The 14961-nt window shown below is 45.2% G+C and carries 12 protein-coding genes; 2 read left to right on the forward strand and 10 right to left on the reverse strand.

Annotated elements, in window-relative coordinates; genetic code table 11:
• Nucleotides 1-95 precede the first annotated feature (95 nt).
• The 7 genes from D5281_RS09650 to D5281_RS09680 all read right to left on the reverse strand — a co-directional run bounded on the left by D5281_RS09650 (nt 96) and on the right by D5281_RS09680 (nt 8546).
• On the reverse strand, nt 96-1856 hold the full coding sequence (locus D5281_RS09650) for an ABC transporter substrate-binding protein (RefSeq protein ID WP_160559955.1): 1761 nt from the start codon (nt 1854-1856) through the stop codon (nt 96-98).
• Nucleotides 1857-1897: 41 nt separating this feature from the next.
• Nucleotides 1898-2872: an ABC transporter ATP-binding protein gene (locus D5281_RS09655; RefSeq protein WP_160559956.1), complete on the reverse strand. Its 975-nt coding sequence runs from the start codon at nt 2870-2872 to the stop codon at nt 1898-1900.
• A complete protein-coding gene (locus D5281_RS09660; protein ID WP_160559957.1) occupies nt 2869-3855 on the reverse strand; it encodes an ABC transporter ATP-binding protein in 987 nt (328 codons plus the stop codon). Before D5281_RS09660 ends, D5281_RS09655 begins: the two co-directional genes overlap by 4 nt.
• 16 nt (nt 3856-3871) lie before the next feature.
• The gene (locus tag D5281_RS09665; protein ID WP_277935271.1) at nt 3872-4762 is read right to left on the reverse strand and encodes an ABC transporter permease; all 891 of its coding nucleotides are present in this window, start codon (nt 4760-4762) and stop codon (nt 3872-3874) included.
• Nucleotides 4763-4813: 51 nt separating this feature from the next.
• Nucleotides 4814-5749, reverse strand: coding sequence for an ABC transporter permease (locus tag D5281_RS09670; RefSeq protein WP_160559958.1), 936 nt, complete (start codon nt 5747-5749; stop codon nt 4814-4816).
• Between the two features lie 329 nt (nt 5750-6078).
• Nucleotides 6079-7116 carry an amidohydrolase family protein gene (locus D5281_RS09675; RefSeq protein WP_160559959.1) on the reverse strand — a complete coding sequence of 346 codons (1038 nt, stop codon included), beginning with the start codon at nt 7114-7116 and terminating at the stop codon, nt 6079-6081.
• Between the two features lie 20 nt (nt 7117-7136).
• A complete protein-coding gene (locus D5281_RS09680) occupies nt 7137-8546 on the reverse strand; it encodes an MATE family efflux transporter (RefSeq protein WP_160559960.1) in 1410 nt (469 codons plus the stop codon).
• 197 nt (nt 8547-8743) lie between these two features.
• Here D5281_RS09680 and D5281_RS09685 point away from each other — a divergent pair, with 197 nt between their 5' ends.
• Nucleotides 8744-9634: a LysR family transcriptional regulator gene (locus tag D5281_RS09685; RefSeq protein WP_330584921.1), complete on the forward strand. Its 891-nt coding sequence runs from the start codon at nt 8744-8746 to the stop codon at nt 9632-9634.
• 99 nt (nt 9635-9733) lie between these two features.
• On the opposite strand, the gene D5281_RS09690 is transcribed toward D5281_RS09685, so the two are convergent.
• Entirely contained in the window at nt 9734-10846 is a 1113-nt protein-coding gene (locus tag D5281_RS09690; protein WP_160559962.1) for an aldo/keto reductase, read from the reverse strand.
• A gap of 188 nt (nt 10847-11034) precedes the next feature.
• Here D5281_RS09690 and D5281_RS09695 point away from each other — a divergent pair, with 188 nt between their 5' ends.
• A complete protein-coding gene (locus D5281_RS09695; protein WP_160559963.1) occupies nt 11035-11991 on the forward strand; it encodes a LysR family transcriptional regulator in 957 nt (318 codons plus the stop codon).
• Here D5281_RS09695 and D5281_RS09700 read toward each other — a convergent pair.
• Nucleotides 11911-12534 carry a PadR family transcriptional regulator gene (locus D5281_RS09700; protein ID WP_160559964.1) on the reverse strand — a complete coding sequence of 208 codons (624 nt, stop codon included), beginning with the start codon at nt 12532-12534 and terminating at the stop codon, nt 11911-11913. The genes D5281_RS09695 and D5281_RS09700 overlap by 81 nt on opposite strands.
• 102 nt (nt 12535-12636) lie before the next feature.
• Entirely contained in the window at nt 12637-14640 is a 2004-nt protein-coding gene (locus D5281_RS09705; protein WP_160559965.1) for a right-handed parallel beta-helix repeat-containing protein, read from the reverse strand.
• Between the last annotated feature and the right edge of the window lie 321 nt (nt 14641-14961).

Raw genomic sequence — 14961 nt, forward strand, 5'->3', positions numbered from 1 at the left:
ATATGGCAAGCTTTGCTTACGGTACTGCGATTCTTCCAATTGCAAAGACTGCCGCCTGTAGCACTGCGGCAGTCTTTAAATCTCAAACACTTTCATTAGAACTCATTATCTGCATAAATACATCCGCCGGGGATAATATAGTCCTGGAAATTCCAGCATGGAGTCGTGATTGCATCTGTCACAACATTGGATTTACATTCTGAAAAAAGTCCGTATCCGTAACCGTTTTCTATCACATATTCATGGAAAGCTGAAATATTTTCCGGTGTATTTCCTCCCACCACGGTAACCTTCTGCAAAAGCTCCTGAAGTTTTGCGTCATCTGCCTGACAGATTGTGTGGGAGACTTCATGAAAATCTTCTGAGAACCACCGAAGCCATACGATCGGCAGATAATCATCAGATGCCATTTTCGTCAGAATCAAGTCGTACTCACCATTTACCTGTTTATTATCTGTTATTGTTCCGTCTTCTGCTTCAATCTTACAGTTAATTCCGATATTAAGGAGCATTGCCTGAATTGCTGTTGCGATATTGGTCAATACTGCCTCATTGTTCATAATAATAACGACTTCCGCTCCATCATAATCCGTTTTAGCCAAATATTCCTTCGCAAGCTCTATATCCTGCGTATTGTAATAATTGTCAGCCGTCATCCACTCTTTCTGAAATTCCGGATATTTCGCATTTCCCAGTGTGGATGATGTCACAAAATCATTCACGCCGGAAGCCTGGGCAAGCTGTGTCCCATCCAATGCATAGAAGACTGCCAGGCGGAAATTTAAATCACCGCCAATGCTCTGGCTGGAATCGCAGTTGATAAATAATGCCGTTGTCAGATTGTCCAGGAAGGAATCCAGATAGAATGATTCCGCATTTGCGCCTCCTTCTTGGAAATTGGCAATGTCCGTTGCAGAAACATAGCCTGAGAAATCCAGCTCCCCTGTCTGAAGGCCAATTGCATTCTGCGCCGGCTCTGCAACCACTTTATAAACAATCTGCTGTACATTCGCACACTGACGGATTGACTGGTGGTCCGCTCCTTCCGCCCAATAATCATCCCGTGCCTCCATTGTCAGTGAAGCGCCTGTCTGATAATCCGTAACAATATAAGGACCTGTACCGCATGCCTCGGTTGCCAGATTATGATCTTTTGCCGCCTGCTCACAATATACAAAAGGCTGTCCCAAGATGGCGCTTAAATCGCTCAGACCGTTTAACGGCTCTCTCATAATCAAGTCCACCGTGTAATCGTCCACAACCTCACCATGGTCATATTTTGCAATATCCCCGCTCATACGGTTTCCTGCTGCTATCAATGTGTCATATGCATAAATAACATCTGATGCATGAAGCTCATTTCCATCGGAATCCTTCACACCTTCATAGAGGTGGATACGATAAGTCGTATCATCAATCTGCTCATAGCTCTCTGCTGTCACACCCACAAGCTCTCCGCCTAATCCGTTAATATCAAAGAGATGCTCATACACATTCCATTTCCACATAATACCGCCGCTGTCTCCTACGGCCTCCGGGGATAAGTTACCCGGCGCCACATCCATAGCGATTGTAATGGAATCATGTTTCTTAGTAGCTGAATGGGCTGTTCCGGTATAATTTGCATTGTGCATTGGAATCACGCCTGCCGCCGTCTCGGCCTGCGCCTCAGCGCTTTCTACATTTGATGACGCTGCATTACCGGATGTCTCTCCCTCATCTGCTGTCTCTTGCGCGCTTTGAGAGGTTTCCGCTGCATTTTCCACTGTTTCTTTACCGGATGTTCCTCCGCAGGCTGCCAGTGAGAGGCACATTGCCACTGTCAATAAAACTGCTACACTTTTCTTTTTCATCATTTTTTCCTTTCCTAATTTATATATTTTAATGAATCTCTATTTTAGTTAATCTCCGCCACCCTGCAGCAGGATACAAAATGATTTTCCGAAACTTCAACCAACTGCTGTGGTTCCCGGCAGGCATCCGCCGCATGCGGACAGCGGGATGCAAATCTACAGCCAGGTTTCGGGTTGATGGGGGAAGCAATCTCTCCCTTAAGCTGAATTCTTTTCATAGGATTATGTACATCCGTGGATGGAATAGCGGACAAAAGAGCCTTCGTGTACGGATGAAGATTATTCGAAAACAGCTCCTGTGTGGAGCATTTCTCCACCAGCTGTCCCAAATACATAACACAAATATTGTCGGATATATGTCGCACCACGGAGAGATCATGTGTGACAAACATATAGGCCATTCCCATCTCATCCTGCAAGTCCATCAGAAGATTCAATACCTGGGCCTGAATCGAAACATCCAATGCAGAGACAGGTTCATCACATACGATAAATTTAGGCCTCAGGGCAAGAGCACGCGCAATACCGACCCTCTGGCGCCGCCCTCCGTCCAACTCATGAGGATAAGCCTCTCTAAGGCGCTCGTCAATACCAACCAAATCCATCAGCTCCGCAGTCTCCTTCATAAGTTCCGCCCTGCTTCGGAACCTCCCCGAGCGCTTAAGCGGTTCCTTAATCGTCCTGCTGATGTCCAGACGCGGGTTCAGGGAAGAATATGGGTCCTGAAATATAATCTGAACCTGTTCACGAACCTTCTTTAGAGCCTCTCCCTGCACATGCGTGATATCCTTACCTTCCAGAAGCACCTGTCCGTCTGTGGCCTCCAATAGCCGGATGATGGTACGCCCAAGTGTGGATTTCCCACATCCGGACTCTCCCACAACTCCCAAAGTTTCTCCCTTATGAATCGTAAAAGAAACATCATCAACCGCATGGTTCGTACCGGCAGGCACATTAAAATATTTTTTTAAATGCTTTACCTCAATTAACGGGCTGCCGCTAAATTCCTTTTTTTTCATAAGCTACTGCCCTCCTGTTTTCCTGCCATATGGCATCTGCAAAAATGGCCCGGTGCGATTTCTTTGTATGGAATTTCTTCCTTGCAGGCCGCCGTTGCTTTCGGGCAGCGGGGCCAGAACGAACACCCAGGTGGTAAGTCGGTAGGATCTGGCGGCATTCCGCTGATAGGATGCAGCCTTTCAACATCATCATTCATGCTGGGAAGGGAACCGAAAAGCCCTAATGTATAAGGATGTGCCGGATGGTCAAATAATTCTATTTTCTCAGCATATTCTACAATCTGCCCTGCATAAATAACCGCTACATTATCACAGGTCTGTGCTACAACACCTAAATCATGGGTAATTAAAATCATGGAGGTGTTCAGCTTTTTCTTAAGCTCCTGTATCATTTCAAGAACCTGTGCCTGAATCGTCACATCTAACGCCGTTGTGGGTTCATCGGCAAGGAGCAGCTCCGGATTGCAGGCTAATGCCATGGCAATAACTACTCTTTGCTTCATCCCACCTGAAAACTGATGTGGGAACTCCACATAACGCTCCCTCGGAATGCCCACCATTTCCAGAATCTCCACCACACGTTTACACCCTTCCTCTTTCGAAAAATTGTTGTGTAACATCAGAACCTCTAAAATCTGGTCTCCCACTGTCATAAGCGGATTCAGTGCCGTCATTGGGTCCTGGAATATCATTGCAATTTTATCTCCCCGGATCTTCAACATTTCTTCCTCTGACAGTCTGGTCAGATCCTGCCCGTCCAAAATAACCTGTCCGCCTTTCAATATCGCAGGCGGGTCCGGAAGAATCCTGAGAATTGCACGGGCAATCGTTGTCTTTCCTGCACCTGTTTCTCCCACAAGGCCAAGGCTCTCTCCCTTTTTCAGTTCGAAAGAAACACCATTAACCGCATGTACAATATCTCCTGCGGAGGTATAAATAACTTCCATATCTTTTACGGAGAGGAATGTATTTTTCTCATCCATCGGTTTTCTCTCCTCTCTATTTCCTTAATTTCGGATCCAATGCATCCCGCAGCCCATCCCCCATCAGATTAATCGCCAATGTGGTTAAGCCAATGGCAATACCGGGATACAGCAGCAAATGCGGAAATGATGTGACATAGCTTTTACCGGCTGACAACATAGCGCCCCATTCCGGTGTGGGCGGCTGTACACCCAGCCCTATATATGACAATGTTGCTGCCTGCGTAATCGTAGCGCCGATTCCCATTGTCGTACCTACAATTGTAGGAGAAATAACATTGGGAAGCAGATGCTTAAACATAATAGATACCTTAGAACAGTTCATCGCCTCCGCCGCCTCTAAATATTCCTTCGTACGCTCAGCAAGAATCTGTCCTCTTGTCATACGGGCGCCATTTGGAACCGCACCGATAGACAATGCGATAATTGTATTGAAAAAACCAGGGCCAAGAGCCGTAGAGATAACAATACAAAGCAATGTTCCCGGAATCGCTGACCATACATCACAGAACCGCATAATCAGATTCTCTGTCTGTCCGCCAAAATATCCTGCTATAACCCCAAGGCTGGTGCCGCCTACCGCCGCAAAAAGAGAACCTATAATACCAAGCGCCAGGGAATAACGGCCGCCGTATAGAATCCTTGCCCACTGATCCCGGCCCAGATTATCCGTGCCGCACAAATGCTGCAAAGAAGGCTTTGCCAATGCATTCGCCATATCCATTTCATTTGGGTCACATCCGGCAAACACAGGAGCCAGCACACACAGGGCAATAATAAATATCAGAAGAATCCCGCCTGTTTTTGCTGGCACCGTCTCGAAAACCCTTTTAAATGTACTGATAAAACGGGACTGCTTTTTCCTCTTTTTATTTGTCGTTTCGTTTATTTTTTCTTTTGCCATCATACATTGCGTAGACTTCGTCTCGACTTTCCCTCCTTTTCTTCTGCAATATTTTTATTTACCGCTTATATACTGCGCTTTGATTCTGGGGTCTACATATGCATACGCAATATCCATCAACAGGACTGCAAAAGCTGAAAACAGGGCCAGGATAATTGTTGAACCCCGGATAACAGGATAATCACGCCCATTGATGCCATCCAAAAGATACAGTCCGCAGCCTGGAATTGTGAAAATCGTCTCAATAACGGCTGTTCCGCCAACGATCCGTCCTAAACCTCCAATGACCATGGTGATAATCGGCATTAGCGCATTTGGAAACATATGTTTCCAGATAACCTTTTTCTCCTTCTGCCCCTTCGCACGCGCTGTCACAACAAAATCAGCGCGGAATACCTCCAGCATGGAGGAACGGGTCTGCCTGGCATTTGCCGCAATTCCACCAATTCCTGCTGCAATGACCGGCATGATAAAACACTTCCAATTATTGATGCCCATCGGCGGGAGCCAGCCAAGTTTAACCGAAAAGAGTACTATCATCATCAGAGCAACCCAGAAATCAGGTACGGAAACCAGGATCATAGAGATTGCCATCGACAGATTATCCTGCCATTTACTCTGATTCACTGCCGCAAAAACACCAAGGGGTATTCCAATGATAACCTGAATCAGCATTGCAAGCCCTCCAACCAGAATCGTAACAGGCAGTCTCCCTAAAAGTTCTCCGGATACTGATACGTCATACGACCATGAAGTGCCAAAATCCAATCTAAGGACACTTGAAAAGTAATTCACCAGTTGGATAAAATATGGCTGGTCCAGTCCAATCCTCTTGCGCATGGCTGCCACTTCCGCATCCGTTGCCGTAGATCCCAGCATGGTTCTTGCCGGATCTCCCGGAATAAAATAAGTAATGGTAAAGATTACAAAAGTGACACCCAGCATTATGACGATCATCCAAAGAAGACGTTTCAATACATACTTATACATTCTTTTCCTCCTTTCTCCTACATTTTGTTACTTTTTCACAAACCGTTTCTTTAAAACAGTTTTCCATTTGGCATTTTCCTTCTACTATTTTCTTTATAATCTCATTTTAGATTATCTGATTCGGACAAGCAAACCGCTTTTTTTCTTCATTTATGCACAACCTGCATAAATGGATTGAAGTGAAAATATCCGCCTGTTCTTAATCTCCAGGCGGATATCTGTCCCCTGCCGCAAGCTGGCGGGGGTGTCAAACTTATGTATGAAGCTTCCTGTCCTTCTATTCTTTACGTCTATACGGAGAATTCAGGCATCGGTTCCCACGCAGAAATTCATGCTTTGTACAAACGCTGTGCATTACCTCCTAAAACCTGCCTCTTTTCCTCCTCTGTTATATCCAGATTTCTGACAAAATCCACTCCTTCCAAAAGCCACTCCCTGCGTACCGGATAGGATGTGCCAAAAATCACATGCTCCGCCCCAAGAATCCGTATTGCGCTCTCAAGCTGTATCTTCCCCCAGGGCTGTGCATGGGACATTTCGAAAAAGATATTTTTCTTAAACTGCTCCTCAATTTTACGATTGTCCGATTGAAAACGTGAAACCGCCTCCTTCTTGGCCTTAGCCGGAAACAGCATATTGCTGACTGCAAAGAAACCGCCTCCCAACATAGAGTGCACCATACGAATATTCGGATATTTGTCAAAGAATCCGCTGAATAATTCGCGCGATACGGCCAAACCCTGATCCACACATCTTCCATAAGAACGGCGTACATTATTATATTCATAGAAAGACTGATATTCTGCAGGAACTGGCGTATGATGCACATATACCGTCATACCCAGCTCATTCACCACTTTGAAAAAGCCAGCAAAGCGTTCATGATCCAGATAATCCGCTCCATAATGAGCAGACAGCTGCAGGCCGTTCATGCCCAATTGCTCATGACAGCGCGCCAGCTCATCTATATTCTCCTGCTTTTCATCAGGCGGGACTACTGCAAGCGGAATCAATCTGCCCTTACTTTGTGCTGAATATTCACTCATCCGGTCATTAAAGAAACGACACATCTCAAGACTCATCCATTCTTGGCAGCACGGTGTCTTTAATACCGCTTTATCTACGCCTGCACAATCCATATCCTTAAGCTGATGCTCAAGTATGTAGTCATGCTGCACATAATTTAAGTTTTGATAGCCCGGCGGTTTTTCCAGGACGATTTGCCGCCGCTTCTCTGTGCCCGGAACCTCCTGCGTGCAACCATACCATCCGGATTCCCCTGGTATGTCCGCCAGAAACCGTTTCAGCAGTTCTTCATTTTCAAACAATTCCTCCGGCATCCAATACATATTTGCATCAATAATCATCTTTTATTCTCCCTTCTCTTTCATGAACCGTTTTGTAAATCCTTAAAAATATTCCGAATGAGCACAGCCGCAATCAGAAAAGTCAACAAATCTGACACAGGCATAGAGTAAAGCACCCCATCCAGATTAAAAAACAGTGGAAGCAGCAGGGCAAAGCCCACTCCAAAAATAACCTCTCTCACCATGGAAAGGACTGATGACTGGAACGCTTTTCCCAACGACTGCAAATAAATAAATGTTCCTTTGTTTACGGTCGCTAACGGCATCAGACACAGATAAATCCGAAATGCCTTCACTGCAAACGCCGTATAGTATGGGCTTTCATTGGAAGCTCCAAATATCATGATCAATTGCCCTGGCAGAATTTCCACAATCAATAAAGCAATCAATCCTACCAGAAACTCTGCTGTCAATAATTTTTTGAACAGTTCCAACGCCCTGTCCATCCGTTTTGCACCCACGTTATACCCCACAATCGGAATACAGCCTGCTGCTAAGCCCACCGAAATAGAAATAACAATCTGGAAAAATTTCATGACAATACCAACCACTGCCATCGGAATCTGCGCATATTGCGCCTGTACAAAAATTTCATCCAGTGCGCCGTATTTAACTATCATATTATTGACTGCCGCCATGGAGGCCACCAAAGAAATTTGTGAAAGAAAGCTGGTGATGCCCAGCGGCAGGAACTTCCTCATCAAATCGCCAAAAATACCAAAGCTGCTTCTCTTAAGCTTCACCGCCTTCATATGGCACAGATACCAAGCTGCCAAAAGGGCTGTCAGTATCTGTCCTGCCACCGTTGCAATCGCGGCTCCCATCATTCCCCACCTAAATACATAAATCATGACAGGATCAAAGATAATATTAAAAACTGCGCCCAGCACCGTGGAAACCATAGCAAACTTCGGGCTTCCATCTGAGCGGATCACAGGATTCATTGCCTGTCCAAACATATAAAAGGGAATGCCATAAGAAATCCATGTAAAATACTCTTTTGCATGTGCAAACGTCTCCTCGTTAACCCGTCCGCCAAACATCTTCAGTATCTGCTCCTGAAAGACCAAGTACAGCACAGTTAAAATGGCGCTGACAGCAACACACAGTACAATCGCGCATCCTATGCTCTTGTGTGCGTCCTCTCTCCGATCCGCCCCTAAACTGATACTTACAAAAGCGCAGCATCCATCGCCAATCATAACCGCCAGTGATAAAGCAACCACCGTCAGCGGAAAAACTATATTATTAGCCGCATTGCCGTAAGAACCAAGATAATCTGCATTGGCTATAAAAATCTGATCGACAATATTGTATAATGCCGCAACTAACAGGGAAATAATGCAGGGAATCGCATACTTTTGCATCAATGTACTTACCTTTTCCGTTTCCAGAAAAAAATTTGATTTTGACTCATTTATCTGTTCCATAACGCCTTCCTCGAAAAATAACTATATTTTATTACATTTATCATCCTATATTATCTTAATTTGACAATCAAACCGATTTACCCTATAATTTATGCAGTAAGTGCATAAATCCTTTTTACAATACGCCATCTCGCGGAACGTAGCAGCGTTTGTTGTCTGCATGTCCAAGTCATAGTCAAAAATGCGGGGGAATCAATGTGGAACTGAATTATTTACAAGAATTTGTAGTTTTAGCCGATGTAGGAAATTATCTGGAAGCCGCAGAACAGCTTTATATTTCACAGTCCGCTCTTTCCAGACATATCAAAGCTATGGAAAATGAATTAGGAATACTCCTATTTGACCGAAACACAAGAAAGATTGAACTCAGTAAATTCGGGGAAATTCTTTACCCGTACGCACTGAGCATCACTCAGACACGCGCCCAATACCAGGCCGCGCTTTTTGATTACAAAAAAAATATATTAGGAACCCTCTCCATTGGTTCTATCCCTGCCATGGCACAGTACAAGATTATAGATCTGCTTTTCCTTTTTCAACAGGAAAATTCTAATTTTTCATTAAACCTGATTGAAAACGATTCCCTGAATTTAATTGAGATGGTCAGGCGAAATGACCTCGAACTTGCTTTTATTCGAAGCAATACAAAGACCCACCCTGATTTTGTTCAGATTCTATACACTGAGGACCCTTTGGTAGCCGTTATGCCTGCCTTTCATAAATTTGCTGACAGAAAAACGCTGCGTCTTTCAGAGCTTACGGATGAAACGCTGCTGCTGCTCGACTGTGACACGTTCATGTATCAGTTCTGTGTAAATGAATGCAGCAAAGCTGGATTCGAGCCCAAAATAGGCTATACCGGCAAGCGGAGCGAGAATATACTTGCCATGGTGGAAAAGGGCGCCGGTGTTGCCCTGTTGACCCAAAATCCTATCTTGCATTTGAAAAGCAATGATATTTCCATTGTGGAAATCACCCCACGCCTTTCCACCTGGATCAGTTTGATTTACCGCAAGGACAAAAAGCTCGGCGCGCCCGCCAAGCTATTTGTGTCCTTATTAGAATCGCAAAATGCGAAAAAGCCATAATCAATCAAAATACATTTCTCCATAGGACCTCCCCATAAACAGACCTTCCCCTTCCGGTTTCAGACCAGTCCAGTTGTGGGCTTAGAACTTCTTTTCACCCTATTCTAATTCTCCTGCAACAGCTTCTAGATACGCACGGATAGGAAGATGCTGTGGGCAGCGTTTCTCACATTTTCCACATTTCAGACAGTCCGATGCCTTTCCGTGGGTCTGCGTCAGATTACCGTAATAGGTACTTGCTACCATTCCCTGAGGACCGCCAAACCGTTTCAGATTATTATAGACAGCAAAATAATCCGGAATCGCTATTTTTTTCGGGCAGTCATCAATACAATATCGGCAGGCTGTACATGGAATCGCAATGGATGCTTTGATAACCTTAGCTGCCTGTTCCACAATTTTCTGTTCTTCCTCATCCAGCGGTTTAAATTCCTTCATGTAGCTGATGTTATCTGACATCTGTTCCTCATCACTCATGCCAGACAAAACCATCATCACATTGCCAGGAGATGCTGCAAACCGGATTGCCCAGGAAGCCATGGAGCTATCCGGACAGTAATCCTGGTACAGCTTCTCTGCCTCCTTTGGTATATTTACAAGGCTCCCTCCCTTAATGGGTTCCATAACAATCACCGGCTTATGGTGCTTTGTCGCCACCTCGTAGCATTTTCGGGATTCTACGGTGGCATCCTCCCAATCCAGATAATTAAGCTGGATCTGTACATACTCCATCTCCGGATGCTTCGTCAGTATCTCATCCAAAAGCTCCGCTTTGTCATGGAAAGACAAGCCTATATGCTTTACCTTCCCTTCCGCTTTTTTACGCTGTACAAATTCAAATGCATGCCAGTCCTCCGCCTGCCTGTAAGAGGGACCGCCCAGGCCATGAAGCCAGTAATAATCCATATAGTCCACTCCCAGCCGCTCCAGCTGGCTTTCGAAGAATCCGTCCATTTCTTCCTCATGCCTTATCATAAACAGGGACAGCTTATCCGTAATTGTATAAGACGTTCTGGGATAACGCTTTGCTACTGCTTCCCTGAAAGCCACCTCACTGTTTCCCCGATGGTAAGGGGCTGCCGTATCAAAGTAAGTAAAACCGTTTTCCATAAAGGCATCCGCCATCTTTTTCACTCTTTCGATATCTACACTGCTATAATCATCCTTGTCAAGCAGCGGAAGCCGCATCAGACCAAAACCTAATTTTTTCATTCATACCACCCTGCCTTTCTTTCTAAACAACTATGTTTTCACTTATTGTGCTTGCTCGTAACTATTCAGCTAGGCTGAACTGTTACACTCGCTATACTTGCTATAAATCTTAACACAGGGCGGCTTGATTCAGAAGTATGGATATGTTATCATGGCATAAAGTCAGAACTTAATATAAGGAGGCCCCTATGTACAATCATCAGCTTGATACTTTCATCAAGATCGCGGATTTAGGAAGCTTTGGAAAAGCTGCCGAAGCCATGTATATTTCATCTCCCGCCATTCTTCAGCAGATCAATCTGCTTGAGCAAAGATGCGGTTTCAAGCTATTTGTCCGTTCCAATCATGGAGTGAAGCTGACATCTGCGGGAAAATCTCTTTACGAAGATGCCAAAACACTGATTCGTCTCTCAGAAGACGCACTGAATAAGGCTCGACTTCTTGCCGAATCCTCTGAACATACCGTACGTGTTGGAACTTCCTTACTTTATAAATGCAGGCTTATTCCCGAAATATGGGCCTGGATCAGCGAGCGGCTTCCCGAATTGAGAATAGAAATTCTGCCCATGGCCGAATATCAGAATAGGAGTAATTCTTTTTCTATGCTTGGAATTAAGTATGATATGTGGGAGGGTATTTATGGAACGGGCGGCTGGAAAGGTATCTGTCAGTTTTTAGAACTTGCCCGCACCCCTATCTGCTGTGCCGTGGCAAAAAATCATCGTTTTGCAAAGACCGAAAAACTAACTTTGCAGGATTTGAATGGGGAATACCTTGTCATGCCAATCAAAGGTGTGTCAGAGGAACTTGATGCGTTCCGCAATGAAATAATCCGGAATCATCCGACTATTCAAATCATTGATTCTGCTTATTATGGGATTGATACTTTTACCATGTGTGAAGTCAATCCATATATTTTAATCACCCAGCCAGTGTACTCAGATATCCACACCAACCTTGTCATCATTCCTCTGGAAACAGAATACACACTTCCCTATGGATTGATTTATGCCAACGAGCCTACTATCGCAACACAAAAATTGATTGCGACAAGCAGGGAATTCTTAAACACCCGGGAAATCAGCGCCCTGAAAGCATTCCAGCTTCATCCGGTCAGCATCCCCGCTACAGACAACAGGGCTTGAAATGACAGCTTCCTCTAACCGCTCTATACATCTTTGCGCCCATTCGATATTCATCTGCAAATTTCTGATTCCATAATCCACCGTCATTTCCCAATAAAGCGCCTTATCTCCCGCCCCTATGGCATCGCCATAAAATTTAATATATTCCGGTATCACTTCCAGGCCTTTCAGGTACATCTCATAGCAGGCTTTCAGATCTTTAAAAAAACAAATATTTTCTTCCCTGCTCCTTTCCCCCATGAAAAAAGTTTTCATCAGGACCGGAGACCTTGGACTAAGCTCCACATTATCCTCTGCAAGCCATCGAATCAGTTCCGCTCTGCCCTCTTTTGTGATGGAATAGATATTTTTGTCCGGTTTCCCCTGCTGCGGTATATAGACCTTGCTGACCCAGTCTTTTTTCTCAAGTCCCTGCAATTCCCGGTATATCTGGCTGGTGTGGGCGCTCCAGAAATAATGCAGGGAATCCCTGAACACCTCGCGAATCTCATAACCTGTCATATCACTATAATTCAAAAGTCCTAAAATTCCATGTTTCAACATTGCAGGGATTCCCTCTTAAATAAATTAATATGTGTAACTGTCCAGCCTTCGGATTCACTGTTACTAATATGTTACAGCGTTAAAGATAAGTTGATCTTTTACCTATAATAGCTTCTTTTTGGATGCTTCCACACTGGCAAAAGGCCCCGGTATACAGGAAACGCCCCGGTGCTCTCCCAGATAATCCTGGTCAAAGGTGATTGCTGACCCATCCGGATTTTCAAATCTTTCCTCTGGCTCAAAAGCATATCCTAAAATATCACTGTTTATAATTTCACATGAAAAGCCTCCTAAAAACTCATATACATTTGTTTTTAAGCTGTACTTTCCATCTTCCTCCACCAGCTCCACAAAAACTTTGTTTTTCTCATCCACAAGCTTCGCATCTTCCTTTTTGCAGGCCCTGGCGCCGTTAAAGTATGCGTTGCCCTCTACCCACACGGGAAGATGTGAAAAATGATAATCCTGAAGCTTCATCATATCCGCCGGCTTATCCATTTCAAACCAGCCAATCCATTCTTCATAGGTGGGATACTCGTCAAACACCGCCGTTCCCACTACCTGGTTGTCTGCCATCTGAAAGCCCATATCTTCCTTGACTTCCACTTCCTTTACGGGCCAGTTCTGGATAAAAATATTATTGTAAATACGATTATCCCCATGCAGAATCGTCATAAAGCCCGCCACTTCCGTACGGTGGGGAATATGATACGGTGTATAGCGGGGCTGGTTAATGCCCTTGACTACCATATCCGTGCCGCCTCCAACGGCAGTAAAGGAGCCCAGAATCAGATTGTGCACACAGGCCACGCCCTGGGTGGCAATGCGTACGGCTGCCTTGGAAAGCATAACGTTATTATCAATCAGCGTAGGCCCATGTCCCACCTCAATGAAAACATCCTGGCTCATCATGCATCCGGCTGCCATAGGCGTACCATCCGGCGCATAGTTATCATGCAGAAGATTCTGGGTAATACGGGTTCCCTGGGCCTGCCAGTCACACCAAATACCCATGGTGGAATGGTGGATATGGTTGCGGCGGAAAATCACATCAATTGCCGCATGGAACTTAATACCCGCAATTTCCGCTCCGCCCAGCTGCTGCATATTGTTGATATTGTGAATATGATTATCCTCGATAATACTGAACACGCAGCCCATACGTCCCACGATACCTGCCTGCTCGCAGTGATGGATGTGACAGCGGCGGACAATATGGCTGCCCACCTTTTCCTTAAGCCATCCATGGTACTGTCCGCGGCATACCGCATCCCGCTCCATCTGCGTGGGGCTTTTCACATGCTTGTTTGTAAAGTAATGATCGTTGTCAGGATCATAATATTTCCCCAGAGAGATACCGCAGCATTTACTGTTGCTGATCTCGCAGTCCTCAATGATCCATCCCTTAGACCAGTGAGGGCCTACCATTCCGTCCTGATAAGCTGCCGGAGGCGCCCAGGTGGTTGCCGCTTTGCTTACATAGAAGCCGGAGAAAGTAAGATAGCCCACCCCTGTTTTGGATGGCATAAAGCAGTTGCGGCGGACATTGATCTCCACCTTTTCCTCATTGGGATTTTTCTCCTGGAAATTCGCATAAATCACGGTTTCGTCTCCGTCCTGGCAGGTATACCATTTATAAACGGAATATTCCGGCTCCCAGGATGGCGCGTAAACCTCTCCTTTGATGCACTCCTCTAATGTTTCCGCCTCGTACAGCTGCCGGTCGTTTAAATAGACTGCTCCCGTATGTCTTATAACAGGTGCAAAGTACCAGTCACCGCCTACAAACGTAGTATAAGGATTGTAGTTTCCAAACACACCATTTTTGATCCTGCATACCCACACGTTGTCCTGATACTTTTCCCAGGATTTCACTTCCTCCGCTCCGGTAATCACCGCCTCCAAAGGCTTTTCACTGCGGTAAACAATACGGGCATCTTCCTGGCCTCCGTATTTAGGGTCAACGTATTCCCTGTAAATACCGGGCGCTACTAAAACCTCATCCCCCGCCTTTGCAATCTGCGCCGCCGCATTGATGTGCTTAAAGGGCATTTCCTTGCTGCCGTTCCCATCCCTCTGCGCCGCCGCATTCACATAAATCACCATAAATAAACCCTCCTTTGATACTGCCTGTCTATTACCATTATTATACAACCTTAACGGCCTTAATGAAATATCAGATACAGATTTTCTTTTTTATTTCTGCAGGTAAGGTTACCTTTCACACGTTAGCTAATAAACAGCTTGGAAAAACGTCAGCGCTTGGTGAGGTTCTTTCGAACCTAGCGTCTGCTACGTTTTTACAGAGCGAAAGCATGGTGACGTTGGAATATTTGTTTTTTTCAAGCGTCCTCTGGTCAACGTATGAAAAGTAACCATGCAAGCAGAAAGCCTATGCATTCACTGCACAGGCCATGAGAGTACAAT

Origin of the sequence: Parablautia muri (assembly GCF_009917485.1) — a bacterium.
Classification (GTDB): domain Bacteria; phylum Bacillota; class Clostridia; order Lachnospirales; family Lachnospiraceae; genus Suilimivivens; species Suilimivivens muri.

Excerpts from the sequence above, each read along its gene's own strand:
- D5281_RS09650 (WP_160559955.1), bottom strand. The coding sequence starts at position 1,856 with ATGATGAAAAAGAAAAGTGTAGCAGTTTTATTGACAGTGGCAATGTGC.
- D5281_RS09655 (WP_160559956.1), bottom strand. The coding sequence starts at position 2,872 with ATGAAAAAAAAGGAATTTAGCGGCAGCCCGTTAATTGAGGTAAAGCAT.
- D5281_RS09660 (WP_160559957.1), bottom strand. The coding sequence starts at position 3,855 with ATGGATGAGAAAAATACATTCCTCTCCGTAAAAGATATGGAAGTTATT.
- D5281_RS09665 (WP_277935271.1), bottom strand. The coding sequence starts at position 4,762 with ATGATGGCAAAAGAAAAAATAAACGAAACGACAAATAAAAAGAGGAAA.
- D5281_RS09670 (WP_160559958.1), bottom strand. The coding sequence starts at position 5,749 with ATGTATAAGTATGTATTGAAACGTCTTCTTTGGATGATCGTCATAATG.
- D5281_RS09675 (WP_160559959.1), bottom strand. The coding sequence starts at position 7,116 with ATGATTATTGATGCAAATATGTATTGGATGCCGGAGGAATTGTTTGAA.
- D5281_RS09680 (WP_160559960.1), bottom strand. The coding sequence starts at position 8,546 with ATGGAACAGATAAATGAGTCAAAATCAAATTTTTTTCTGGAAACGGAA.
- D5281_RS09690 (WP_160559962.1), bottom strand. The coding sequence starts at position 10,846 with ATGAAAAAATTAGGTTTTGGTCTGATGCGGCTTCCGCTGCTTGACAAG.
- D5281_RS09695 (WP_160559963.1), top strand. The coding sequence starts at position 11,035 with ATGTACAATCATCAGCTTGATACTTTCATCAAGATCGCGGATTTAGGA.
- D5281_RS09700 (WP_160559964.1), bottom strand. The coding sequence starts at position 12,534 with ATGTTGAAACATGGAATTTTAGGACTTTTGAATTATAGTGATATGACA.
- D5281_RS09705 (WP_160559965.1), bottom strand. The coding sequence starts at position 14,640 with ATGGTGATTTATGTGAATGCGGCGGCGCAGAGGGATGGGAACGGCAGC.